General features: G+C 38.1%; 20 protein-coding genes. 19 read left to right on the forward strand and 1 reads right to left on the reverse strand.

The genetic code is table 11. The annotated features are described in order from the left end of the window. Positions 1 to 75 precede the first annotated feature (75 nt). The 19 genes from BKO01S_RS11610 (at position 76) to BKO01S_RS11700 (ending at position 23,882) form a co-directional block, all read left to right on the forward strand. Positions 76 to 1,239, forward strand: coding sequence for a serine hydrolase domain-containing protein (locus tag BKO01S_RS11610; RefSeq protein WP_066053691.1), 1,164 nt, complete (start codon positions 76 to 78; stop codon positions 1,237 to 1,239). A 528-nt stretch (positions 1,240 to 1,767) separates the two neighbouring features. Then, entirely contained in the window at positions 1,768 to 2,940 is a 1,173-nt protein-coding gene (locus BKO01S_RS11615; protein WP_066053694.1) for an ABC transporter substrate-binding protein, read from the forward strand. 104 nt (positions 2,941 to 3,044) lie between these two features. Further along, a complete protein-coding gene (locus BKO01S_RS11620; protein WP_066053697.1) occupies positions 3,045 to 3,917 on the forward strand; it encodes a branched-chain amino acid ABC transporter permease in 873 nt (290 codons plus the stop codon). Between the two features lie 15 nt (positions 3,918 to 3,932). Continuing rightward, a complete protein-coding gene (locus BKO01S_RS11625) occupies positions 3,933 to 4,970 on the forward strand; it encodes a branched-chain amino acid ABC transporter permease (RefSeq protein ID WP_066053700.1) in 1,038 nt (345 codons plus the stop codon). A 6-nt stretch (positions 4,971 to 4,976) separates the two neighbouring features. Beyond that, positions 4,977 to 5,744: an ABC transporter ATP-binding protein gene (locus tag BKO01S_RS11630; RefSeq protein WP_066053703.1), complete on the forward strand. Its 768-nt coding sequence runs from the start codon at positions 4,977 to 4,979 to the stop codon at positions 5,742 to 5,744. Continuing rightward, positions 5,744 to 6,472 (forward strand): ABC transporter ATP-binding protein, encoded by a 729-nt coding sequence (locus tag BKO01S_RS11635; protein WP_066053706.1) that lies wholly within the window; start codon positions 5,744 to 5,746, stop codon positions 6,470 to 6,472. Before BKO01S_RS11630 ends, BKO01S_RS11635 begins: the two co-directional genes overlap by 1 nt. 204 nt (positions 6,473 to 6,676) lie before the next feature. Then, positions 6,677 to 8,908, forward strand: coding sequence for a helix-turn-helix domain-containing protein (locus tag BKO01S_RS11640; RefSeq protein WP_066053709.1), 2,232 nt, complete (start codon positions 6,677 to 6,679; stop codon positions 8,906 to 8,908). Positions 8,909 to 9,151: 243 nt separating this feature from the next. Next, positions 9,152 to 10,006, forward strand: coding sequence for a 3-hydroxyacyl-CoA dehydrogenase family protein (locus BKO01S_RS11645; RefSeq protein WP_066053718.1), 855 nt, complete (start codon positions 9,152 to 9,154; stop codon positions 10,004 to 10,006). An 18-nt stretch (positions 10,007 to 10,024) separates the two neighbouring features. After that, positions 10,025 to 10,804, forward strand: coding sequence for an enoyl-CoA hydratase-related protein (locus BKO01S_RS11650; RefSeq protein WP_066053721.1), 780 nt, complete (start codon positions 10,025 to 10,027; stop codon positions 10,802 to 10,804). Positions 10,805 to 10,889: 85 nt separating this feature from the next. Then, positions 10,890 to 12,449, forward strand: coding sequence for a class I adenylate-forming enzyme family protein (locus BKO01S_RS11655; RefSeq protein ID WP_066053723.1), 1,560 nt, complete (start codon positions 10,890 to 10,892; stop codon positions 12,447 to 12,449). 14 nt (positions 12,450 to 12,463) lie between these two features. Then, a complete protein-coding gene (locus BKO01S_RS11660; RefSeq protein ID WP_066053726.1) occupies positions 12,464 to 12,883 on the forward strand; it encodes an acyl-CoA thioesterase in 420 nt (139 codons plus the stop codon). 4 nt (positions 12,884 to 12,887) lie between these two features. Next, positions 12,888 to 14,591 carry an acyl-CoA dehydrogenase FadE gene (locus tag BKO01S_RS11665; RefSeq protein ID WP_066053729.1) on the forward strand — a complete coding sequence of 568 codons (1,704 nt, stop codon included), beginning with the start codon at positions 12,888 to 12,890 and terminating at the stop codon, positions 14,589 to 14,591. 44 nt (positions 14,592 to 14,635) lie between these two features. Then, a complete protein-coding gene (locus BKO01S_RS11670; protein WP_066053734.1) occupies positions 14,636 to 15,811 on the forward strand; it encodes an acetyl-CoA C-acetyltransferase in 1,176 nt (391 codons plus the stop codon). 226 nt (positions 15,812 to 16,037) lie between these two features. Then, complete coding sequence (locus BKO01S_RS11675; RefSeq protein ID WP_066053737.1) at positions 16,038 to 17,030, forward strand: thiamine pyrophosphate-dependent dehydrogenase E1 component subunit alpha; 993 nt, start codon at positions 16,038 to 16,040, stop codon at positions 17,028 to 17,030. A 54-nt stretch (positions 17,031 to 17,084) separates the two neighbouring features. Beyond that, on the forward strand, positions 17,085 to 18,113 hold the full coding sequence (locus BKO01S_RS11680) for an alpha-ketoacid dehydrogenase subunit beta (RefSeq protein WP_066053740.1): 1,029 nt from the start codon (positions 17,085 to 17,087) through the stop codon (positions 18,111 to 18,113). Between the two features lie 24 nt (positions 18,114 to 18,137). Continuing rightward, positions 18,138 to 19,370 (forward strand): dihydrolipoamide acetyltransferase family protein, encoded by a 1,233-nt coding sequence (locus BKO01S_RS11685; protein ID WP_066053743.1) that lies wholly within the window; start codon positions 18,138 to 18,140, stop codon positions 19,368 to 19,370. A 15-nt stretch (positions 19,371 to 19,385) separates the two neighbouring features. Then, on the forward strand, positions 19,386 to 20,765 hold the full coding sequence (lpdA, locus tag BKO01S_RS11690; RefSeq protein WP_066053746.1) for a dihydrolipoyl dehydrogenase: 1,380 nt from the start codon (positions 19,386 to 19,388) through the stop codon (positions 20,763 to 20,765). Positions 20,766 to 20,781: 16 nt separating this feature from the next. After that, complete coding sequence (locus BKO01S_RS11695) at positions 20,782 to 21,840, forward strand: 2,3-butanediol dehydrogenase (protein WP_066053749.1); 1,059 nt, start codon at positions 20,782 to 20,784, stop codon at positions 21,838 to 21,840. A gap of 173 nt (positions 21,841 to 22,013) precedes the next feature. After that, positions 22,014 to 23,882: a sigma-54-dependent Fis family transcriptional regulator gene (locus BKO01S_RS11700; RefSeq protein WP_066053752.1), complete on the forward strand. Its 1,869-nt coding sequence runs from the start codon at positions 22,014 to 22,016 to the stop codon at positions 23,880 to 23,882. Positions 23,883 to 23,954: 72 nt separating this feature from the next. On the opposite strand, the gene brnQ is transcribed toward BKO01S_RS11700, so the two are convergent. Next, the gene (gene brnQ / locus BKO01S_RS11705; protein ID WP_066053756.1) at positions 23,955 to 25,292 is read right to left on the reverse strand and encodes a branched-chain amino acid transport system II carrier protein; all 1,338 of its coding nucleotides are present in this window, start codon (positions 25,290 to 25,292) and stop codon (positions 23,955 to 23,957) included. Positions 25,293 to 25,405: the final 113 nt, after the last annotated feature.

A 25,405-nucleotide genomic window follows, 5' to 3' on the forward strand; every position in this document is an offset into this window, starting at 1 on the left:
TAAAATTAACAAAAGTACTATAATAGTAGTGTATGAAACGCTTTCAAATAATGGGTAATAAGGAGAGGAACTAAATTGGAATCGAGCCCCCAATTACGTACACTACTAAATAGCTTTGTAGAAAAAGGTCCTGCCGGTTGTGCCTGTTCAGTCTATCATCAAGGTAGGAAGGTGTTTGAGGATTATATTGGATATGCAAATGTAGAAGCAGAAAAGCCGATTGCACCTGATACTATTTATAGAATATATTCCAACACGAAAGTTGTGACCTGTGTCGCGGCACTGATGCTGTATGAGCGAGGTTTGTTTTTGTTGAATGACCCGCTTGAAGAGTATCTGCCAGAATTTAAAAACCCTCTCGTTTACAGGAAAAATGATTCGGGAGAAGTATATACCTCTCCTGCTGCTAGTTCAATTAAGGTGAAAGATCTTTTCACTATGACATCTGGATTAACCTATGAAGGGGATGGTAACGAAACAGAACGTCAAGTAAAAGAGGCTTTAAAGCGTGTCATGCAAAGTGGAGATACTGATCATTTCGACGTTCGAAGTTTATCTAAAATGTTAGCAGAGATTCCACTAGCTTTTGATCCAGGTACGAAATGGCAATACGGATTCAGTCATGATGTACTAAGTGCATTAGTGGAGGTTTTATCCGGAAAAACATTCGGACAATTTTTAGAGGATGAAATTTTTGACCCACTAAAAATGAAGGATACATTCTTTAAAATTCCAGAAGAAAAAAGAGACCGTCTTTGCAGTCTTTATGATCGAAGTGAAAACGGTATATTAACTGAAAACCAATTAATTGATGGGAATTACCAGCCGGGCACCATGTTCGAAAGCGGTGGAGCTGGATTGCTATCAACTCTTGATGATTATAGTCGCTTTGCTCATATGCTCGCAAATGGCGGTGAGCTTGACGGGGTGAGAGTATTAAGTCGGAAGACGGTTGAACTAATGTCCAGCAACCATTTATCACCTGAGCATTTTTCAGACTTTAACTGGGACTATCTTAAAGGGTATGGATATGGATTAGGAGTCAGAGTATTAATGAATCCTGCTGAAGCTGGGAGCAATAGCACAATAGGAGAGTTTGGGTGGTCAGGTTTAGCGGGTACATGGGTGCTAATTGATCCAAAAGAAAAATTATCTGCCGTATATATGCAGCAAATGTTTCCTAACTTTGAAGCATATCACCAACCACGACTTCGATCAGTGATTTATGGAGGGTTATAAATAGAAAGTGTTTGGTTAGCCGGAAGTATGTGTTACAATGAAATTCCTTGGCAGGGGCAACTATTATATTATATGAATTTGTGAGAAGCAGGGGGCTAATTTATAGTTCCTTGCTTTCTTTTTTTCTATCAAGAAATCTGTTGGAAGTTCTTTAAGTCAAATTACTATTAATAGGAGAGTTTTACGATTCTCTGATTAAAAAGTTTATAAATCATAGCCTCTCCGTAAAAATGACGAAATTGATATTGTTTTTTAGTTTATGGTGTAGGTATTTTTAAAAATATCCATCAATTATAATCTAATTACAGATATTTCTGAACATTCTATAATATTTCTTCTCCGCTAATTTTGCCTTGTATTCTATAAAGGTTCTAGGTTATTTCTATCGGGTGTTTTGAAAGCGGATACAAAATAGCGGAGGTTAACAGATTTAGTGGAGGTGAAAGATTAATTTTATTTTTTTTACTTTCAGGGTAATAGGAGATTCATTATGTTGCAATTAAACATGATTTAAAAGGGGGACTAAAAATGAAAAAGCTTTGTAAATCTATTTGTTCGTTTAGTTTAATGTTAATTTTAGTCATAGCTTTGTCCGCTTGTAACATGGAAACTTCTGGGGGTAATGATAAAAAAGATGGTGACGGTGGTAAAGAGGTTATAAAAATTGGAGCTATATTTGCTGAAACCGGTCCCGCTTCTACTTTAGGAAAAACTCAGGCGAATTATGTGAAGCTCATCCAGAAGCAATTAGATGAAGCAGGAACAATCAATGGAAAGAAAATTGAAATTATTATGCAAGACTATGAAACGGACGATACAAAAGCTGTAATTGCTGCAGACAAGTTAATTTCAGAAGGGGTAGTTGCGGTTGTAGGTGCTACTCAAGCTAGTACGTCAATGGCAATATTACCAAAGATTTCCGGTGAGGGAATTCCATTGATGACTGTGGCTCCTGTTAATCCTGAAGCGAAAGATATTTATCAAATGGCACCAAGTAACTTAACAAATGCTAGCTTAATAATTAAATTTTTAAAAGAAAATAATATTTCAAAAGTAGCCTGGATTAATGCTCGTGATGGATTTGGAGTAGAAGGTCTCCCTTCCTTTGAAAAGGTAGCAAAAGAAAATGACATAAAAATCGTGGCACATGAAGAATTTGATGCAACTGCAACGGATATGACGGTTCAATTAACAAATATTCGGAAAAAGAATCCAGAGGCAGTAATCGTTTGGTCAAGAACACCAGGTGCTGGAATTGTAGCTCGTAATTTTAAAGCTCTTGGGTTTGATATCCCTATGATTCAATCTTCTGCCTCTGCAAATAAAGGATTCTTAGACCAAGTGAAAGATAATAATGAAAATATCTACGTAATTGGAAGTAAATTAAGTGTTGTTGATCAGTTACCTAATGGAGAACAAAAAGATCGATTAAAAAAGTTCCGTGAAGATTATCGTACAATGTTTAATAGTGATCCTGATAATTTTACCGCACATGCAGCGGATGGGTTCCATCTATTAATTGAGGCGATTAAAGCAGGAAATACCACCTCTGAAGATATTCATAATTACTTAAAGACAGAAGTCAATAAATATTCTGGGTTAACGGGTTCATTCGAATTACAATCCGATTATGTAGGACCTTACGAAGATGGATTTTCAGTTCTTGGTATAGAGAATAATGAATGGAAGTATTATGAGTAGAACTAGTTTCAACGTTGTTTTTTGAGTAACTAAACCGTAAGAATAAAAAAGACCAATGGTAGAAACATAGGTTCTGCCATTGGTATTAAGAAAGGAGTACCTCCATGGAATTACTAATGCAATATATCGTAACCGGGCTAACAGTTGGAAGTATCTATGCTTTACTAGCCATCGGTTTTGTGACTGTCTATAACATTACCGGAATATTAAACTTTGCCCAGGGTGAATTTGCGATGATTGGTGCGCTGACTTGTATTACTTTTGTGAATGCAGGGCTACCCATGTATGCATCTATTATCTTTGCTATCCTTATCTCAGCTACCATAGGGTTAATAGTGGAACGTACGGCTATTCTTCATGCTAGAAATACATCAGTCATTATCTTAATCATTATTACAATAGGGGTTTCCACCTTCTTAAAGGGGATGGGATTAATTATATGGGGTACCAATCCGAAGCAACTTACTCCCTTAATTAAAATGGAACCTATTCATTTTATGGGTGCTGTTATTAACCCTCAAAGTATTTTTATTTTCATCGTTTTATTGATCCTGTTAGCTGTACTATACGTATTCTTTGAAAAAACCTATATCGGTTCCGCATTACGAGCTTGTGAAAAGAATCCACGTGCAGCGAAACTTATGGGGATAAATCCAAGTACTATGTCAGCCTTGGCTTTTACTTTGGCAGCCGCATTAGGGGCTATTGCTGGTATTTTGATTACCCCTATTACTGACGCAACGTATGAAATGGGGTTTCTAATTGGTGTCAAAGGGTTTGTTGGGATGGTCATTGGTGGAATGCATAGTATCCCAGGGGCTGTAGCAGGTGCGTTACTTGTCGGTTTGTTGGAAACCTTTTCTGGAGGTTTTATCTCCACGTTTTATAGTGATGCGATAACATTTCTCGTACTGATCCTTGTTTTATTTTTTAAACCAAATGGAATATTTGCAAGAGCCTCAGGTGAGAGAGTTTAGTAGGGGGGAATATAGATGTCGAAGCTGGAAAAAGTCTTATATGGAAATCGATTGAAACCTTTCCTATTTTTAGTGGGACTTATTTTGATGTTACCTTTCGTTGTAAAATCTTCGTATATTTTTACCATTTTAATATTAATAGGAATCTATTCAATCGTTACTCTAGGTTTATGTCTGTTAATTGGCTATGCAGGACAAATATCCCTCGGGCATGCAGCCTTCTTTGGAATAGGAGCTTACACGTCGGGTGTTTTAACTACTAGTTTTCAGCTTTCTCCCTGGTTAGCACTTGTTATAGGAATGGTTACTACTTTTTTTATCGCTTATCTAATTGGGATACCAATTTTAAAATTGAAAGGTCATTTTTTAGCTCTTGCAACACTTGGAATAAACATCATATTTTATATTTTAATTTTAGGTCTGAATCAGTTGACAGGCGGGGCCGCTGGTTTAATAGGGATACCGTCATTGTCTTTATTTGGATTACCGCTTACAGATAAATTATTTTTCTACTTTTTTGTTTGGACGGCTGCTTTACTTGTTCTATTATTATCATTAAATATCGTCCGCTCACATGTAGGTAGAGTGTTAAGAAGTATTCATGACAGTGAAATAGCAACAGAGACACTTGGAGTGAAAGTGGAGAATTATAAAGTTGCTATTTTTGCATTAAGTGCTGCTTTTGCATCGCTAGCAGGAAGTATGTATGCTCACTATATTACCTTTGTTGCTCCACCTACATTTTATATAACAAAATCAATCTTGTTTTTAATTATGGTAATGGTTGGAGGGGCAGGCTCCGTTTGGGGTGCGATTCTAGGAACTACAGTTATTATGTTTTTGAATGAGATCATTCGCTTTGTAGGACACACTTATTTTGGCATTAGTGGAGAAGTGGAGATTGTTGTCTACGGATTAATTATAATTTTGATTATGATGTTTTTACCAAAAGGGCTGATGCATGTTATTTCGAAACCGATTCAAAAGCTTAAGCAAAAAAAGAAAGTAAAAATAAAGTCTCATAAAGATATGATTTCTCAAAAAGGAGTTTAATAGGTCATGTCAAAACTACTTGAAGTAAGGGGATTAACAAAACAATTTGGTGGAGTTACAGCGGTCTCTGAAATCAGTTTTGATGTAGGAGCTGGAGAAATCGTAGCAGTCATTGGACCAAACGGTGCAGGAAAAACAACTTTATTTAATATGATTTCTTGTTTTCTTTCTCCAACAAATGGAGAAGCATACTTCAAAGGAAATAAATTGACAGGACAAAAGATTCCTCAACTAGCTCACTTAGGGATAGCAAGGACATTCCAGAATTTACAAATATTTCACAATTTGACTGTCCTTGAAAATGTAATGATGGGTGCTCATGTCAAGTTGAAAACCAATGTGGTGAATGCTGCCTTCCGACTCCCAAGGATTTTAAAGGATGAAAGAATTGCCTATGACCTAGCATTAGATGCGATTCATTTAGTTGGCTTAGAAGAATTAATGTTCGAACAGGCAGGCCAGTTATCATATGGTCTCCAAAAGCAGTTGGAGTTTGCAAGAGCGATTGTTTATAAACCAGATTTCATTATGTTAGATGAACCAATGGCAGGTTTGAATGATTACGAAACCAATCGAATGGCAGGTTATATTAAGAAGTTAAAATCAGAAGGTATTTCCTTTTTATTTGTTGAACATAAGATGGCGACGGTGATGGAGCTTGCTGATCGGATAATCGTCCTTGACTTTGGAAAGAAGATTGCGGAAGGAACTCCTGACGAAATACAACAAAATGCAAAGGTAATTGCTGCCTATCTAGGAGAGGAGGTTGTTTAATGCTGAAGGTTGATGGCGTAAGTACCCATATTGGAAAAATCAAAATACTTCATGAGATCTATTTCCAGGTGGAAAAAGGACAAATTGTCTCAATCATCGGTGCAAACGGTGCTGGGAAAAGTACACTGTTAAATACGCTTGCTGGACTTTATCGGCCAACATCTGGAACGATTACTCTTGAAAATGATGTTATAAGCGGCTATCCAGCTAATAAGGTAGTTGAAAAAGGCTTGAGTCTCGTCCCGGAAGGCAGACAAATCTTTTCTAACCTTACTGTAAAGGAAAATTTATTACTTGGAATGTTTTCAAAATATTATAAGGAGAAGAAGCTAGCAGAAGAAAATTTAACGAAAATACTTGATATGTTCCCTAGTTTAAAGAAACATTTAAAAAACCTAGGTGGAAATTTAAGTGGTGGGGAACAGCAAATGTTAGCCATTGGAAGAGGATTGATGTCAAATCCAAAAATCATTCTTCTAGATGAACCTTCCATGGGTCTTGCGCCGAAAATAGTATATGAAATACTAGATACATTAATGATAATTAAAGAGGATTTAGGAACAATGGTCATATTAGTAGAACAAAATGTGAAAGCTGCACTTAAAGTGTGTGACCAAGCCTATGTCATTGATCAGGGAAGAATAATTATAAATGGAACAAGAGACGAAATTAGCTCTAATCCTCAGGTTATCTCAGCTTATCTAGGCATTAAGTCAGCGGGAGCATAAGGTAAACGGCAAATAAAAGAATAAATTGATAGATAGAAAAGTTTCAGCTATTAATCCCTAAGAGTAATCTATGGGATTTTACTGTTTACTAAAAAAGGAGTATAGTATGTTTAGTTGGTAAATTTTGAATATTCACTCTCTTCAAAAAATCAACAGTTTCTTTTAAAATGAAAAGTAGAAATTTTAAAACGAGGGGAATGAGCTATGCCAAATAAAGTAAACGATCGCCTTATGAAAAAATTAGAAAATCACTTACGATCAACTGCCAGACAACTTGTAAAGTTTGATACGGAAGAGGAAGTACTACAATATTTGACAGCTTCGTTTCAAAGTGAGCTATATTGTGATTTTGTAGGGGTTATTTTAAATGAAACAGGAAACTTTGTGACAAAAGCTTGGAGCGGAAACGTACCAGAACTGACCAATTATTTTCCCCTTGAACAAAAGTTTTGCTCCAACAGACTTCTCCGACAAAGCCTAACGAATGAAAACGCTGATTCTCCTGAAACCTGTAATTTATCTAGGGTACTTAAAGAGGCAAATATAAAAACATGGTTTACTGTTCCTTTATTTGAAAACGATTCCAATTTAGGTTTTTGTATCATTGGATTCCTAAACTATGTTCCACTATTAGAAATGGAGGCTCCTTTTGAAGAATTCGGCAAAGATATTGCTGTAGCAATGGAAATGGCTAGGGAAAAGAAATCACAGTTAAAAAAGATCGAAGGGATTGAATGGATTGGCAAAAACCTTTCTCTTAATGCTCCTATTGAAAAGCATATTGAAGAGTTAACGTTAAGAGCCGGAAAAGGAACAAATGCTGATTTTGCTTGTATTTATTTATATGACGAAAAGGAAAATTGTTTTATATTCCAACCGCCTTCCTATGGAGAGAAACAACATCCTGATTCCATTATGATTAAAGATAATTACTTACTGAATAAATATTTTCCATTTCTGGAGAAACCTGGAGGCACTCAACTAACCATTCCTTTAATCATAGAATTACGTACAATTGGAGTACTGCATATCGAGAACAGTAAAGAGGATGTTTTTACGGAAAATGACTTGAGACTATTAGAACTATTGTCTAACCATGTAGCGACTATCTTAGAAAATGCACGACTATTTAACAGTGAGAAGGAGCATAAAAATCGCCTCCAATTTCTTTTAGATTTCCAACAAGCGCTTGTAAAAGAAACAATAGAGGTGGATGGTTTTGATGGCATTACCTCAATGCTTTCGAATCTATTTCAAAATCCAGTGATTTTATTTGACCGTTTTTTGCAGCCAATTTCAGTCCATATGAATAATAGAATCAATCAGGTCCAGCTTCTCGATCAACTTACCGAAATTGTACAAAAAGAAAAAGGAAAAATAAATAGTCCAGACTACTTTTTAATTAAGGATTCAGATGATCCCTCCGCCTTTTTTTCGTTCTTGACGGTACATGGGGGAGGAAGTTTACTAGGATATCTCGCCGTACGAAGATTGGGTCAAGAAATGGATGAGATTGATCGTTTAACGATTGAACTTGCTCGTAATATATATTCACTCCAATTTATTAAGCAAAAAATCGTTCTAGATGCAAAAGAACAGACAAAGGATAGTTTTATTAGTAAATTATTATCTAAACGAATTGAAGATAAAGAGGGGATTTTACAGTTTGCCAATGTTTTTCAATGGGACCTTTTTCAAAGCCATCAACTGTGCGTTTTGTCTATCATTTTGGATGAAGATGAAGTAAAAGGATCTAACCTTTTTGAGCAGCAGTCGAAAAAGAACCTTGTATGGGATTATATTAAATCACATTTACCAGAAAAGGATCATGGCATTATAACGGTAACCCATGAGGAGAAAAATGTGTTAATAATCCCATGTGAAAATAAAGGGACACAATCGAAAAAATTTTGGCAATTACTTTATTCGAAGATCAACAATTGGATGGAAGAAACCAATATAAGGTGCAAAGTGTTCATGGGGATTGGAGGAATGACAAGTAACATACAAGACTACTTTTTAAGTTATCAGCAAGCCATTCAGGCACTAAATATTGTCAACAGCCGATTACGTCAAAAAGGTTATATGCTATTTGATGAACTTGGCTCGTATGCGATCCTTCATCACTTGAACTACTCCATGGAAGTGGCCCTCTTTGTAGGTAAACAACTAGGACGGCTTCTATCTTATTCAGAAGGGAAAAATACCGATCTTTGCAATACTCTTCATACATTTCTACAAAATAATGGGAATGTTAAAAATACTGCTGAAGAGCTTTATATACATAGAAGTTCTTTGCTATATCGCCTTGAAAGAATAGAATCTCTATTAGATGTTCAGTTAAGTGATGCAGAAGTGAGGTTTAATTTAATGCTAGCATTAAAACTTCATGATATGTATGGGCAAGAAATAGAGAGAAGTGTCTTATTAAGATGAAAGAGCAATGTAAAAAAAACGGCCGCAATCTTTTAATGAGATTATTGGCCGTTTTTTAACTTTTTTCATTTTGGTGCAAGAGATATTGAAAATATAGGTTTTATAAGAAGATACTCCTTTTACTATAATACGACGAAAAATCATATGTATTTTCCTACATAGTGTAGGTACAAGGAAACAATCATTATTAGTTATAATAAATTTACAGAAATTATTAAAAATTCTAAAAAAGGAGTTGCGACAATGACCACTCAAACAATCGGTGTTGTAGGAGCTGGATCCATGGGGACGGGTATTGCAAACCTAGCTGCAATTAATGGATTCAATGTTGTATTAAGAGATATTGAGGAAAGATTTTTAGAAAACGCCTTAAATCGCATGAGTAAGTTTATGGATAAAAGTGTTTCAAGAGGAAAATTAACAGAAGAACAGAAACAAGAAGCATTAAGCCGTATACAAACAACCACTCAATTAGAGGATTTGAAGGATGTTGATATCGTAATTGAAGCCGTTATCGAGGATTTAACTTTAAAAAAGGAAGTATTCTCAAGCCTCGATCAAATTGTCCGTGAAGGTGTCATTATCGCGACAAACACATCCTCTATGTCAATCACTGATATTGCATCGGCAACTACTCGTCCTGAACGAGTAGCAGGAATGCACTTTTTTAATCCTGCACAAATCATGAAGCTCGTTGAAGTGGTACGCGGATATAAGACTAGTGATGAAACGGTAGAAGAATTGAAAGCATTATCTATTAAACTAGCAAAAGAACCAGTTGAAGTAAAAAAAGACTCACCAGGATTTATTGTTAATCGTATTATGCTTCCACAGTTTATTGAAGCAATCAAACTAGTTCAAGAGGGAGTGGCCTCTTATGAAGATATTGATAAAGCAGTGAAATTGGGATTGAATTATCCAATGGGCCCATTTGAGCTTCAAGATTTTGCTGGAGTAGATATTGGTTACCATGTAATGGAGTATTTTAAAAAAGAGTTTAATAACAATTTTTATGCACCACCACTTCTTTTAAAGGAAATTATTCGAGCAGGAAGATATGGAAAGAAAACAGGTGCAGGATTTTACGATTACGAATAATGAATGGAGGAAAAGTGAATGAGTTATGAATTTTTACTATGTGTGATTAACAAAAATGTGGCTGTTGTTACAATTAACCGCCCACCTGTAAATCCCTTGAATACAAACGTTTTTCAAGAATTAAATACTTTATTTGGTGAGCTTGAGGCAAATGATGAGGTGCGGGCAATTATCTTAACTGGAAGTGGAGAAAAAGCATTTGTTGCAGGTGCTGATATCAATGAAATGGCTAACCTTGGCCTTGTTGGAATTAATAAGATGAACAAAATTTCAAGATCGGTATTTTCAAAAGTTGAAAATTTAACAAAGCCTGTTATTGCAGCAATAAATGGTCTAGCTCTTGGTGGGGGATTAGAGCTAGCGCTTGCTTGTGATTTAAGGATTAGTTCAAGTAAAGCTAAGTTTGCATTCCCTGAAGTAGGACTTGGTATTATACCTGGTGGGGGCGGCACACAGCGTTTGCAAAAAGTGGTTGGCCAGGGAGTAGCGAAGGAACTTCTTTACTTTGGCGAGATGTTTGATGCCTACCGTGCCTTAGAACTAAACATGGTTAACAAGGTAGTTCCGCTTGAAGACTTACTTGATACAGCGCAGGAATGGGCTCTAAAGCTAGCCCAAAAACCACCAGTGGCTCTACAAATGTTAAAATTAGCCGTTAATACTGGAGGGAACACGGATCTTGAATCTGGCTTAATTATTGAAAGTGCTTGTTTTGCAAACGCTTTCTCGACAGAGGATCGAAAGGAAGGATTACAAGCATTTATAGAAAAGAGGAAACCAATTTTTGCAGGAAAGTAAGGAAAACCGCATCAAGTGAAGTATCCATAAAAAATATGGATACTTCACTAAATAAAAATGTTTTTTTCGAGGGGTGATCAAAAGAGTGGGAAAAGATCGTAATCTATTTACGGTATATGGAATTTTAGAGTCTTCATCAAAAAATTATGGTCAAAATGAAGCATTATTTGATTTGAAAAGAGTAGTTACTTACTCACAGTTAAAAAGAGATGTTGATAAATTTGCAGTGGCTTTAACGAAACGAGGGATAAATAAAGGGGACCGAGTGGCAGTATCCTTACCCAATTGGTACGAAACAGTTGTTATTTTTTTTGCCGTAGCAAAAATTGGTGCCATCCTTGTCCCGTTTAATCCTAAATATAAAGCTCATGAAGTGAACCATATACTGAAAAATTCTGAGCCAAAAGTAATTATTGTCTCTGAAGAATTTAACCACAATTTTGGGTTAAAAGAAGTTCTGTTTGTATTAGAAGAGGTTATTACCGTCCGTTTTTGTTGGGAAGGACTTTTATCCTTTCATGAAATCATGGACGAGGAATCTGTCCATCTGGATGAAGTACCAATAGATGTAGATCAGGACGTATTTTGCATTTTATATACCTCTGGTACGACGGGTGTTCCAAAAGGCGTCATGGTTACTCATCGTAGTGTTGTACAATCTGCTAATACAATGGGTATGGAACTCCTTTACTCCGAAAATGATGTACTAATTCTTCCGGCTCCTTTATTTCACATATTTGGTATGGCAGTTAATTTGTTTTGCGCTGCCTTCACAGGTTCTCGTATCGTTTTATTGGAGAAATTCAAACCGACTGAAATACTCCGTTTAATTGAACAGGAAAAAGTAACGATTTTAAATGGTGTACCTACCATGTTTATTAAACTACTAGAAGTGGAAAACTTCGATCAATATAATTTGTCTTCGCTACGAACTGGTGTTGTAGGAGCATCCCCGATTCCACCATCAAAGGTGAAAGAAATTCGGAATCGTATGGGAATTAACCTATGCCAATCATTTGGAATCACTGAGACGGTTACCGTAACCATGACTCCTTACGATGATAGCGAAAAGAATATTACAGAAACCCTAGGAAAGCCAATTCCTGGAGTAGAGTTAAAAATTGTTGATAATAACCGTAACAAGTTGGAGCCTGGAGAAAAAGGGGAAATCGCGATTAAGAGTTTTGGCATAATGAAGGGCTATTATAAAATGCCAGAGCATACAGCAGCAGTGATGGATCATGAGAATTGGTACTATACAGGTGATCTTGGCACCCTTAATGATCAAGGCTATTTAAAATTTGTAGGTAGAAAAAAAGAAATGATTATTCGGGGTGGACTTAATATTTATCCACAAGAAATAGAGTCTGTACTCGCAAGGCATCCAAAAATAGTAGAGACTGCTGTTGTAGGTTTGCCTGACGATACCCTAGGAGAATTAGTGTGTGCGGTTGTGCAATTGAAAAGTGGCGAAGAGTGTACGGAGGAAGAAATCATCAATTATATAAAGAACCATATTGCCTTATATAAGGTCCCTCAAAAAGTAACTTTCACAGATAAATTCCCGGTAACAGCAAGTGGAAAAATTCAAAAAATAAGGCTTTGTGAAGAAATAAGTAATAGTAATTCTACTATTCAAAGGTAAAGGAGGTAAGGAATATGAAGTCGGAATATTATTTTCAAGTACGTTGGGGAGATACGGACGCGGCAGGTATCGTTTATTATCCAAATTTCTTTAAGTGGATGGATGAAGCAACACATGATTTTTTTACAAAAATAGGTTATCCTTCTTCCAAGCTTTTTGCAGAACAGCAAATTGGGGTTCCTCTGTTAGAGGCGAATTGTTCATTCAAGAGCCCACTTGTATTTGAAGACCACATTGTTGTACAAAGCTCAATAGAAGAGTTGCATAACAAAGTCTTTAAAATTAAACATGATTTTATAAAAGAAGGCGAAATCGTCGCTGAAGGTTATGGTGTCCGTGCATGGGCCTCTTTTACTGGTAAACCAAAAGCCCAAACTATCCCAGACTATATTCGTGAAAAGATGGTATCTCAAGTTAAAGCAATGGAGGGATAGGTAAATGCTTATTGAAAAGAGGCAAAATCATCCATTTTTATATACTGGTAGATTAGTAGGGGACATTCTTACACCAGAGGACTTTCATGACGAACATCAAATGCTAGCAGACTTGACAAGTAAATTTGTCATGAACGAGGTTTATCCAAAGTTAGAAAAAATTGAAAACCAGGAGTTTGAGGAAACTGTTTCATTAATGAAAACAACCGGTGAACTAGGTCTAATTCGTGCAGATATCCCAGAGGAGGATGGTGGTCTTGGATTAGGGAAGGTTAGTGCAACCATTATTTCTGAAAAGATGGCACTTGGTCGTTCGTTTGCTATTACCTTTGGCGGTCAAACCGGGATTGGAGCATTACCTATTGCTTATTTTGGAACAAATTATCAAAAGGGTACGTATCTTCCAGATATTTTGAGTGGGGAAAAAATTGCTGCTTATGCTTTGACAGAACCATCTTCAGGTACAGATGCAATGAGTGTGAAAACAATAGCCGTCTTATCTCCTTGTGGTAATTATTATGTATTAAATGGGGAAAAACAATGGATTACAAATTCTGCGTTCGCTGATATTTTTATCGTGTATGCGAAAGTGGACGGGTCACAGTTTACCGCCTTTATTGTTGAAAAGAGCTTTGAGGGTGTCTCTACAAGTGCAGAAGAAAAGAAGATGGGGCTTAAAGGGTCTTCTACTCGATCACTTATTCTAGAAAATGTACGCGTTCCTATTGGAAATGTTATTGGAGAAGTAGGTCGGGGCCATAAAATTGCTTTTAATGTATTGAACATCGGTCGTCATAAGATTTCTGCAACATCACTCGGTACAGCTAAACGAGCTATTGAACTGGGAGTAAAATATGCCAACCAACGCATGCAATTTGGTCAGTGTCTTTCTGGCTTTAATCTAATTAAGAATAAAGTGGCTGATATGGTAATTAAAACGTATGTCAATGAAAGTGCTATCTATAGAACAGCGGGAATGATGGAAGAAGGCTTCGATTATATGAAAAAAAATGGGGATGATTTTGCTTCCACAATTGCACTTTTTGCAGTAGAGTGTTCCATTAATAAAGTCATGTCAACAGAAGCTTTAGATGAAATTGTTGATGAAGCCGTTCAAATTCACGGTGGTTACGGTTATATGACAGAGTATGAAATTGAAACACTATATCGTGACTCTAGAATTAATCGAATCTTTGAGGGAACAAATGAAATTAATAGACTCCTCATTGCCACCACTGTCTTTAAAAACCATGTAGATTTATCTGAAGGTGATGAGTGGAAAAATGGGTTACTTCAACATGAAAGACAGATTCTTCAACTAATGAAAAAATTATTCCATGCTGCTATTCAGTCTATAAATAAGAACAACCTTAGTAATTTTCAAATAGAGCAAGAAATTGCAGCATTTCTTGCTGATATGGTTATTACTATTTACGCTATTGAAAGCGCTATTTTAAGAACAGAAAAATTAATCATGAGATTGGGTGAGGAAAAGAACAGACAGAAGCTTGATTGTACTAAAGTATATACTCATGAAGCTTCTCAACAGATTGCACTTAGGGCATTAAACATGATTAACCATTTTGGTGATGAAGAAATCTTTTCTCGATTTGCTAGTCGTTTGATTATGAGCAGTTCAGAAAATAATGTGTTAATCAAACGAAGAATTGCTGATGTTGTAATAGAGAAAGAACGTTATTATTGTTAATTTGATCGCTTTCATCTGAGCGTTTTTATAAGGAGTGGTGAAGTATGAGCAATATCGTTTTGGTGGATGGGGCACGAACAGCATTTACAGAAATTTCAGGTACTTTTAGAGGTATATCAGCTACCGATTTGGGGGTGGAAGCTGCACGAGGAGCAGTCCTAAAAGCGAATATTAATCCCGAAGATATTGATCACGTCGTCTTCGCTAATGTTCAACAATCAAGCAAAGATGCACATATTTTAGCGCGTCATATTGGTTTAAAGGCGGGATTGCCTATTCATATTCCAGCTTTAACAATCAATCGCTTATGTGGTAGCGGTGTGGAAGCAATTATTACAGCAGCCCGGTATATTATGACGAATGAAGCAAAGGCTGTACTTGCTGGCGGAACAGAAAGTATGAGTAATGTTCCTCATGTTATTCCGGGGATGAGGTGGGGTAGTCCGCTTGGTGGACCTGCCATTGAAGACTGGGTATGGGATGGATTATACGATACAGTGGGTGACTGCACGATGGCTGATACAGCAGAAAATTTAGCCGAAAAATATGGCATCTCTCGTGAAGAGGCTGACAGTCATGCACTTACCAGTCATGAACGGGCCCTAGCCGCAATCGAAAGAGGATATATGGCAAAGGAAATTGTTCCAGTTGAAGCAAAAGAAAGGAAAGCAAGTAAGATCGTTCATCAGGATGAACATGTCCGAAAAACCAGCCTGGAGAAGCTTGCGAAGTTAAAACCCCGTTTTAGAGAGAATGGAATTGTTACGCCGGGAAATGCAAGTGGGATGGTCGATGGGGCAGCATCAGTTATTATCACTTCTAGTGGGTTTGCCGCCGAAAAAGGATTAAAGCCACTTGCAAGGCTAGTATCGTGGGCGGTTGTAGGTGTTGACCCTAAGTATATGGGGATTGGACCTGTTCCGGCCATTCAAAGCGCATTGCAAAAAGCAAACCTTACACTGAAGGATTTGGACTTAATCGAAATCAATGAAGCATTCTCGGCACAGTATCTTGCTTGCCAAAAAGAGCTGGGGTTTGATCCGGAGATTGGAAACGTAAATGGTGGTGCGATTGCTCTAGGACACCCACTTGCCGCTAGTGGGACGAGAATTACTCTTTCTTTGGCATATGAATTACAAAGACGTGGTGGTAAATATGGTGCATCTGCTGTCTGTATAGGTGGGGGACAAGGAATCGCCACGATTTGGGAGAGGTTATAAAAAAAATTTATTCAAAAGGAAAGGTAATCGCACGGTGGCTGTCACTAGTGCGATTTTTTTATACATAGAAAAGGAATCAAAAAGAGACAAAACGAGACACCCGTCTCAATTTGTCTCTTTTTTTGTAATCGAATCAGCGAGAAATGTCAAAAGCAATAGCTTATCATCTTGGCACAGTTCTTGCATTAAAAATAGTGTAATGAATTTTTCCTGGGAGGTTGTATATATGAGAACATTGGAAAGCAAAGATGTTGCTTTGACTAAGGAAAAAGCAAAGTGGATGTACCAAAAAATGTTAGAGATTCGGAATTTTGAGGACAGGGTTCATGAGTTGTTTGCACAAGGAATTTTGCCGGGATTTGTTCACTTATATGCTGGAGAAGAAGCAGTAGCTGTAGGGGTTTGTGCCCATTTAAATGATAAAGATAGCATTACAAGTACACATAGAGGACATGGACATTGTATTGCTAAAGGCTGCGATTTGAATGGTATGATGGCTGAAATTTATGGAAAAGTGACTGGATTATGTAGAGGCAAGGGCGGGTCAATGCATATTGCAGATCTTGATAAAGGGATGCTTGGTGCCAATGGTATTGTTGGTGGTGGGTTTCCTCTTGCGTGTGGTTCTGCTCTAACTGCCAAATATAAAAAGACCGAAAATGTAAGCGTTTGCTTCTTTGGTGATGGCGCTCAAAATCACGGAACTTTCCATGAAGGTATTAATCTAGCTGCGATTTGGAAGCTTCCTGTTGTGTTTGTTGCTGAAAACAATGGCTTTGCAGAAGCGACTCCTTTTTCCTATGCATCGAGCTGTAAATCAATTGTAGACCGTGCCATTGGGTATAACATTCCTGGTATTAAAGTCGATGGGAAGGATGTTCTTGCTGTTTATCAAGCGGCAGAAGAAGCGGTTCAAAGAGCAAGACGTGGAGAAGGACCTACTCTCATTGAGTGTGTAACGTATCGGAATTACGGTCACTTTGAAGGAGACGCACAAAAATACAAAACAGAACAAGAAAAGTCAGAGCATAAGACTGAAAAAGACGCGATTCTGCTCTTTAGAAATCACTTAGTAAATGAACAACTTCTAGCTGAAAAAGAATTAATCTCTATAGAAGAATCCGTTGAGGACGCAGTGAAACAAGCAGTGAAATTTAGTGAAGAGAGTCCCTATCCCAATGCTTCTGAATTACTAACGGATGTATATGTTTCCTATTAATGCTAGACATTTACAATCTTTTAAAATGATTCATATATAGGGGAGGAATCAATCATGACTAGAAAATTGAGTATGTCAGCTGCAATCAATGAGGCTATGAAACTAGCAATGCGTAAAGATGAAAATGTCATTTTAATGGGTGAGGATGTTGCTGGTGGAGCACAAGTAGATCATTTACAGGACGAAGATGCATGGGGAGGGGTACTAGGGGTTACAAAAGGGCTAGTTCAGGAATTTGGACGTGACCGAATTTTAGATACTCCGATTTCAGAAGCAGGTTATATGGGGGCAGCAATGGCCGCGGCTTCGACTGGTCTAAGACCCATTGCTGAGCTCATGTTTAATGACTTTATCGGCAGCTGTTTAGACGAAGTACTAAATCAGGGAGCAAAGTTCCGCTATATGTTTGGTGGGAAGGCACAGGTACCTGTTACCATTCGAACGATGCATGGAGCTGGTTTTAGGGCGGCTGCCCAGCATTCTCAAAGTTTATATGCTCTATTTACGGCGATTCCAGGCGTAAAGGTGGTCGTTCCTTCTACCCCACATGAAGCCAAGGGATTATTACTTGCCTCCATTGAAGATAACGACCCGGTCATCTTTTTTGAGGATAAAACTCTTTATAATATGACAGGCGATGTTCCTGAAGGGTATTATACGATTCCATTAGGAAAAGCGGATATCAAGCGCGAAGGCTCTGATGTAACAATCGTTGCTATTGGTAAACAGGTGCATACAGCTTTAGAAGCAGCTGAAACTCTAGCAACCAAGGGTATTGAAGTTGAGGTTGTAGATCCCCGTAGTTTATCACCATTAGACGAAGAGACGATTCTTTCGTCGGTAGCAAAAACAAATCGACTCATTGTTATTGATGAAGCAAATCCAAGATGTAGTATTGCTACTGATATTGCAGCACTTGTGGCGGATAAAGGATTTGATACACTGGATGCGCCAATTAAACGGATTACTGCACCACATACTCCGGTCCCGTTCTCGCCTCCATTAGAGGATATTTATCTACCAAAGCCAGAACGGGTAGTCAAAGTGGTATCTGAATTATTAGGTACACCGATTGAAGTATAGATAGAGAGCTGGGAGGAGAGAGACATGGCAGTCGAAGTAGTAATGCCCAAGCTAGGAATGGCGATGAAAGAAGGTACCGTCTCCGTTTGGAATAAGGGAGTCGGGGACCAGGTCGGTAAAGGAGAACCGATTGCGAGTGTAAGCTCAGAGAAAATTGAAATAGATGTAGAATCTCCGGCTGAGGGGACGGTCCTACAAATTGCGGTTTCTGAAGGAGAAGGAGTCCCACCTGGAACGGTTATTTGTTATATCGGAAATCCTGGTGAAGAAATTGGAGAGAGCATAACCACAGTAAAAAATCAAACTCCTGAAGTGGAAAAAGTAGCTCCTACAACTGAAAATACAGCACCTACACTACAGACGAAAACGCCTCGTGATCGTGTGAAGATTTCCCCAGTAGCCAGAAAAATGGCTGAGGCAGGTGGTCTTAATATTGAGGAAATCAATGGTACAGGACCAGGGGGAAGAATTACAAAGGAAGATGTACAAGAAGCTCTCAAAACTTCACGCTCAACTCAAGTAGAGCAAAACAAGGAAGTTGATATAACATCAGATAAACCGTTAGAAGAGATCGAACAGATTCCTGTATCGGGCATACGTAAGGTGATTGCAGAAAGAATGTATGATAGCTTGCAAAAATCAGCCCAGCTAACGCTAAACATGAAAGTTGATGTAACTAACTTAATGTCTTTACAAAAGAAAACAGCAGAAACGGTTCAATATCGTTTTGATAATAAGCTTACTGTAACAGATTTTATCGCAAGAGCAGTTGTGCTTTCGCTTCAGCAGCATCAGCAAATGAATAGCTCATATATTGACGATAAGATTCACTTATTCAACCATGTTCATCTGGGAATGGCTGTAGCACTAGAAAGAGGATTAGTTGTTCCAGTTATTCGTAACGCTGAAAGATGCACGCTTATTGACTTGTCCAGAAAAATCAAAGAGCTTGCGCAAGACGCCAGACGAGCGCAGCTTAACAGTGATGATATGCAAGGCTCCACGTTTACTATTAGTAACTTAGGTGCCTATGGTGTGGAGCATTTTACTCCCGTAATAAACCCACCAGAAGCAGGAATTCTTGGTGTGGGCGCTGTTTATGATACACCAGTATTTATCGGTGAGAAGGTGGAAAGAAGAAGCATCCTACCACTTAGTTTAACGTTTGACCATCGTATTCTCGATGGGGCACCGGCTGCTGCGTTTCTACAAACGGTAAAACAGTATTTAGAGGACCCAATTACGATGCTTTTTTAGAAAGAAGGGAGTTCTTTGAAATCGATTATAATTATAGGAGGTGGACCTGCTGGCTATGTGGCTGCTATTACGGCAGCCCAGCAGGGACAAGAAGTTACTCTTATTGATCAAGGGCCATTGGGTGGAACTTGTTTAAATGAAGGATGTATGCCCACGAAATCCCTTCTAGAAAGTGCAGAAGTACTAAGTCAGATCAAGCATGGAAGTGAGTTTGGAATTCGGTTATCAGCTGATCAGATAGAAATTGATTGGCCAAGGGTACAACAAAGGAAAAATCAAATCGTTTCAACCCTTGTAAAAGGGATTCACTTTTTAATGAGAAAAAATAAAGTGAAAATTATAAATGGCAAAGCGTCGTTTCTTTCGAGCAAAGACATAAAGGTTGAACGTGATGCAGATGAACAAGTAGTAACAGCGGACAAAATAATCATTGCAACAGGATCTGAACCTGTTCCCTTACCGTTTGCGCCATTTGACGGCAACTGGGTGATTCATAGTAGTCATGCGATGTCGCTTAGGGTTATACCTTCCTCGTTAGTCATTATTGGAGGAGGGGTAATAGGCTGCGAGTTTGCTAGTGTTTATAGCAGAATGGGAACGAAGGTCACAATGGTAGAGATGGCAAGTCAGCTCTTGCCCGGGGAAGATGAAGACATAGCTGCCATCTTACATAAGCAGCTTAAAAATGAGGGGGTCACCATTCATACTTCTTCTTCAGTGAGAAGTTTTCATTCAGGGCAAAAGAAAGTAGTTTTTGAAAATCAAGAGGGTCTACAGGAGGTTCAGGCAGAAATCGTCCTCGTTTCAATTGGAAGGAAACCAAGGATTGAACAATTAGGTCTAGAGAATATAGGAATAGATTTTTCTAGAAAAGGAATTATCGTCAATGAACATTTGCAAACGAATATACCCAATATATATGCATGTGGTGACGTAATTGGTGGTATACAGTTGGCACACGTGGCGTTCCATGAAGGTACGGTGGCTGCTTTACATGCGTGCGGGGTAGAATCTCAGGTGAACTATCGCGCCGTACCCCGCTGCGTTTACACTTCACCAGAAATTGCAAGTGTTGGTTTGACGGAGAAGCAGGCAAGAGACCAGTTTGGCGATATACGAATAGGGGAGTTTCCATTTTCTTCAAATGGAAAGGCGTTAATTGCCAATAAACAGGTGGGAAAGGTAAAAGTACTAATTGAACCAGAATTTGGAGAACTCCTTGGTATTTCTATTGTTGGAGCCCATGCAACAGAATTGATTGGGCAAGGCGCTGTGATGCTTCATGCTGAATTGACAACGGACATACTAGAAAACTTTATTGCTGCTCATCCAACTCTTTCTGAGGCAGTCCATGAAGCAATACTAAGTGCCGTAGGTCATGCGGTTCATGTATAAAATAGGAGGAATGTGAATGCGAGCTGCTCTCTGGTATAACAGAAAAGATATTCGTGTAGAACAAATTCCGGAGCCTTCGGTTGAAAGTGATGAGGTAAAAATAAAAGTATCTTATTGTGGAATTTGCGGGTCGGATTTACATGAATACTTGGCGGGACCCATTTTTATCCCGGTAGAAAAGCCTCACCCCATATCAGAGGATAAGGCTCCGATTGTTATGGGCCATGAATATGCAGGTGAAGTGGTTGCAATAGGTGAAGGGGTGACAACGGTAAAGGTTGGAGACCGTGTTTGCGTAGAGCCCATATACAACTGTGGAACATGCGCTTCTTGTTTGAAAGGACATTATAATGTGTGTGAACAACTAGGTTTCATTGGTCTTTCTGGTGGTTTAGGAGGTTTTTCGGAGTACAGTGTCGTTCCTCAAAAAATGGTCCATAAAATACCTGATTCTATGACTTGGGAACAAGCAGCTCTTGTGGAACCAACAGCCGTTGCTGTTCACGCTGTTCGCCAAAGTGAAATGAAAATAGGTGATTCAATCGCGGTAATCGGTACAGGCCCAATTGGCTTATTAGTGATACAAGCAGCTAAAGCGGCAGGAGCAAGCCAAATTATTGCGGTGGAAGTATCTTCAGAAAGACGCGGGATTGCCATACAAGCTGGGGCTCACCTGGTGATTGACCCTACGGAAGTGGATGCCGTCCAAGAAATAAAGAACTATACGAATGGACTTGGAGTGGATGTCGCGTTTGAAGTAGCAGGGATTGATGTAACCATTCATACAGCAATTCAGTCGACCAAAGCAGAAGGGAATGTAGTGAATATCAGCATTTGGGAAAAACCAGCGACTATTCCAGTTAATCATTTTATTTTAACTGAAAGAAAAATGACGAGTATTATTGCCTATCGAAATATTTTTCCACAAGTGATTCATTTGATTGCAAATGGACAGATTCAAGCCGAAAGTTTAATTACTAAGAAAATCACTCTTAATCAGATTGTGGAGGAAGGGTTTGAAGCATTAACGAAAAGTAAGAAGCAAATTAAGATACTAGTTGACCCTTCCCAATAAATCCTTGCAAAGCCTTTGCGTATAAATGACGCGAAGGCTTATTTTTTTGAAAATTCTTTATACGACCGATTACTCATTGAAAGCGTATACACCATTTACTATAATAGTAGTTGGAGATATATTCCTTCATAGGGAAAAACGTGGAAAATTCTATCATGGATAGAGGAGGTTTCATGGATACAACCTTTTATTTTGATACTTGGAAGCGTTTTGTAAAAGAAGGTGTTCTTGATTCAGCTAGGTTGAATAAGCGAATCTTAGAATCTTGGTATCGATGTAAAACAGAAAAAGTAAATCCTTATTTATATAAAGCCCACCATTTATTAACAGAAGAGGAATTACAAGCTAAAAAGAAAAACCATTCACTGCTTATTGAATTAGCAACTCCTTTTCTAAAAAAAATGGATCAACCTATTAAAGAATCAGGAATGATGGCATTGTTGGTCGACCCTGAAGGATATGTCCTTTCTTTAACAGGGAACGAAAGAACATTAATGAATGCACGCAAAATTAATTTTATTGAAGGTGTACGCTGGACCGAAACAGAGGTTGGGACAAACGCGATTGGGACGGCCTTACAAACAAAGGAACCTGTCATTATCCATGGTGCAGAACATTATTCAGTTGCTTCACATCAATGGAGCTGTTCTGCTACTCCTATTGTACATGGTGATGGTAGCTTACTAGGAGTCATTGACGTCTCTTGCCCTGTAGAATCTTCCCATCCCTTTATGATTGGTATGGTTACGTCCATTGCCTATGCCATTGAAAAAGAGATAATTAGTAGGTCTTATAAAAAAGAAATCGATCTAATTCAACAAGCAACACTTTTAGCGGAGACACATAAAAACCACCTCTTCATTGTTTGTAATCAGAAAAAAAAGATCCTATCAGCTAGTAAACCTATTCGAGAGAAAATCCCCCAAGTAATCGGTATGAACCTTCATGAGATGTTACATAACAATTACCGAATTGATTTTGAAATGCCTTTCATGTCAAAGGAAGACAATAGTATCAATGGCAGCTCCTTTTTCCTATCAGAAGTTGTTAAGCAACAGCATCGTCTTTTCATTTCTCATTCTAGTTCAACTTCAACAGATACCTTCTATTTTAAAGGAGAGGCTGGAGTAAGCGAGGTTTTCCAACACACGTTAAGAAAGGTGAAACTCGTCGCCCCAACTGATGCCACCGTGTTTATCACAGGAGAAACAGGAACAGGAAAAGAGCTAATTGCTCGTGCTATTCACGACAACAGTTCTCGAAGGAAGGGTCCATTTATTTCATTAAATTGCGGGGCAATTCCAAAAGACTTGATGGAAAGTGAACTTTTTGGCTATGTAGATGGAGCTTTTACGGGTGCTAGACGTCAAGGATATAAAGGGAAATTTGAACAGGCCCATAAGGGTACAATATTTCTAGATGAAATAGGGGAGATTCCCCACACCATGCAGGTTGCTTTATTACGTGTGCTTCAGGAAAGAACCATTACTCCGATTGGAAGCACAAAGGAAATACCATTGGATGTACGAGTGATTACAGCAACTCACCGTGAGATGTTAGAGCTTGTGAGAGAAGGGCATTTTAGGGAAGATCTTTATTACCGTTTAAATGTGTATCCCATTGTCATACCTCCTCTACGAAAAAGAAAAGAGGATATCCCGTACCTCGTTAATTATTTATGTCAGAAAAATAACTGGAGCTTTGATAACATAGAGGATATTTTCACTAGATTAAGAGAGTATGATTGGCCAGGGAATATAAGAGAACTGACCAATATGCTGGAGCGATTGCATATCATGCTTCCAGAAGGGGATTTGTCAGGTAAAGAAGACATTTCAATAGTGTTAACAACCAATATACCTATTTCTTCATCAATCGAAAAGGAAACCGTGGATAATAACCTCAAGACACGTGAGAAAATCCAACGGGATCTTATGCTGGATGCTTTAAAAAAGACAAAGGGGAATGTGACAGCTGCTGCCAAATTACTTGACATCCCAAGAAGTACTTTTTATAAAAGGCTTCAAAAATTTCGGCTGTGAAATCAAGAAAATCGCGCTATAAAGATAGAAAAGGCGGGAGTTCCAAGGGAACTTCCGCCTTTCTAGTATTCTCTACCTTATTTTGTTTGGCCAAATCAAGCCAATGATCACGCCAATGAAAGCCGGAAGCATCCATCCAAGACCAATCTCATAAAGTGGTAGATAGTCTAAATAAAACGTTTTAATTGATTCGAATAATCCTACAGTCGTTCCAGGTAAGTAAGCGGCTAACGTGCTATATCCGTCAATGATGCTTACAAAGAACGTAAGTAGCATCGAAGCAGCGAATACGCTTTGTTTTCCTTTAAATAATGGTGAAAATAAAGCTAATAAGATAAGAACAATCGCTAACGGGTATAAGAACATCAATACTGGGATTGCAAATAGAATGATATTGTTCAAACCGAAATTCGCAATGGCAAAAGAAACGACACATAACATAAGGACAAACCAACGGTAGCTTACTTTTGGAAACACATTATGGAAAAATTCACTACATGCCGTGATCAGTCCAATACTCGTTTTTAAGCAAGCAAGAACAATAATAATTGCTAATAAAATGTTACCAAATGATCCGAAATAATGCTGAGAAACAGCAGCAAATATCTCCCCGCCGTTCGTAAACGTTCCTACTGCGGTTATACTTGATGCTCCCATATACGTAATAAGACCATATATAAGCGTCATAAGTCCCATCGCAAACACACCAGATTGCCAAGTTGCTTTGGCAATTGCTTTTGTATTAGTGATGCCTTGGCTTTTAATCGTGTTGATGACTACAATTCCGAAAGCTAGGGAGGCAAGAGCATCCATGGTGTTATAGCCTTCTTTAAAGCCTGTCATAAATGGTAAGCTCTTATAATCTCCTGTAGGCTGTCCGAAGTCACCCATTGGCTTAACAATTGCTGTAACAATTAAAATAAATAAAAATACTAAAAAGGCCGGTGTTAAATACTTTCCAATATAGTCCATAATTTTTGCTGGGTTTAGAGAAAAATAATACACAATTAGAAAAAATACGAAACTAAATAGTCCTAGCCATAAACTTACAGAGTCTGGATTGATATACGGTTCAAAGCCGACGACAAATGGAACAGTAGCAGTACGTGGAATGGCGAAGAACGGTCCAATCGTTAGGTAAAGCGCCATCGCAAATACGACACCAAAAAGTGGATGAACGCGACTTGCTAAATCACGAAGCCCTGTACTTCCAGATAGTCCAATGGCTAGGATTCCTAAAAAGGGAAGTCCAATCGCTGTTACTAAAAAGCCAATCAATGCTGGCCAAAAATTCGTACCTGCTAGTTGTCCTAATTGGATGGGGAAAATTAAATTTCCTGCACCAAAATAAAGACCGAATAGCATAGTACCGATCAATGCGTAAGTAGAAAACGGTATTTTCTGTTGCATGTTGAAACTCCTTCAAGATGAATTTTTCATTAAAACTACTATATTAGAATCATATTTTAGTAGTTGCAATAAATTCGAATATATAGATTTATCTCTCTATTGTCAATCCAGTA

Source organism: Robertmurraya korlensis NBRC 107688 (assembly GCF_001591645.1).
GTDB lineage: Bacteria > Bacillota > Bacilli > Bacillales > Cytobacillaceae > Robertmurraya_A.

What these genes read in the sequence shown, in the direction of transcription:
- BKO01S_RS11615 (WP_066053694.1), top strand. Translation starts at nt 1,768, where the DNA reads ATGAAAAAGCTTTGTAAATCTATTTGTTCGTTTAGTTTAATGTTAATT.
- BKO01S_RS11620 (WP_066053697.1), top strand. Translation starts at nt 3,045, where the DNA reads ATGGAATTACTAATGCAATATATCGTAACCGGGCTAACAGTTGGAAGT.
- BKO01S_RS11625 (WP_066053700.1), top strand. Translation starts at nt 3,933, where the DNA reads ATGTCGAAGCTGGAAAAAGTCTTATATGGAAATCGATTGAAACCTTTC.
- BKO01S_RS11630 (WP_066053703.1), top strand. Translation starts at nt 4,977, where the DNA reads ATGTCAAAACTACTTGAAGTAAGGGGATTAACAAAACAATTTGGTGGA.
- BKO01S_RS11635 (WP_066053706.1), top strand. Translation starts at nt 5,744, where the DNA reads ATGCTGAAGGTTGATGGCGTAAGTACCCATATTGGAAAAATCAAAATA.
- BKO01S_RS11640 (WP_066053709.1), top strand. Translation starts at nt 6,677, where the DNA reads ATGCCAAATAAAGTAAACGATCGCCTTATGAAAAAATTAGAAAATCAC.
- BKO01S_RS11645 (WP_066053718.1), top strand. Translation starts at nt 9,152, where the DNA reads ATGACCACTCAAACAATCGGTGTTGTAGGAGCTGGATCCATGGGGACG.
- BKO01S_RS11650 (WP_066053721.1), top strand. Translation starts at nt 10,025, where the DNA reads ATGAGTTATGAATTTTTACTATGTGTGATTAACAAAAATGTGGCTGTT.
- BKO01S_RS11660 (WP_066053726.1), top strand. Translation starts at nt 12,464, where the DNA reads ATGAAGTCGGAATATTATTTTCAAGTACGTTGGGGAGATACGGACGCG.
- BKO01S_RS11665 (WP_066053729.1), top strand. Translation starts at nt 12,888, where the DNA reads ATGCTTATTGAAAAGAGGCAAAATCATCCATTTTTATATACTGGTAGA.
- BKO01S_RS11670 (WP_066053734.1), top strand. Translation starts at nt 14,636, where the DNA reads ATGAGCAATATCGTTTTGGTGGATGGGGCACGAACAGCATTTACAGAA.
- BKO01S_RS11675 (WP_066053737.1), top strand. Translation starts at nt 16,038, where the DNA reads ATGAGAACATTGGAAAGCAAAGATGTTGCTTTGACTAAGGAAAAAGCA.
- BKO01S_RS11680 (WP_066053740.1), top strand. Translation starts at nt 17,085, where the DNA reads ATGACTAGAAAATTGAGTATGTCAGCTGCAATCAATGAGGCTATGAAA.
- BKO01S_RS11685 (WP_066053743.1), top strand. Translation starts at nt 18,138, where the DNA reads ATGGCAGTCGAAGTAGTAATGCCCAAGCTAGGAATGGCGATGAAAGAA.
- BKO01S_RS11695 (WP_066053749.1), top strand. Translation starts at nt 20,782, where the DNA reads ATGCGAGCTGCTCTCTGGTATAACAGAAAAGATATTCGTGTAGAACAA.
- BKO01S_RS11700 (WP_066053752.1), top strand. Translation starts at nt 22,014, where the DNA reads ATGGATACAACCTTTTATTTTGATACTTGGAAGCGTTTTGTAAAAGAA.
- brnQ (WP_066053756.1), bottom strand. Translation starts at nt 25,292, where the DNA reads ATGCAACAGAAAATACCGTTTTCTACTTACGCATTGATCGGTACTATG.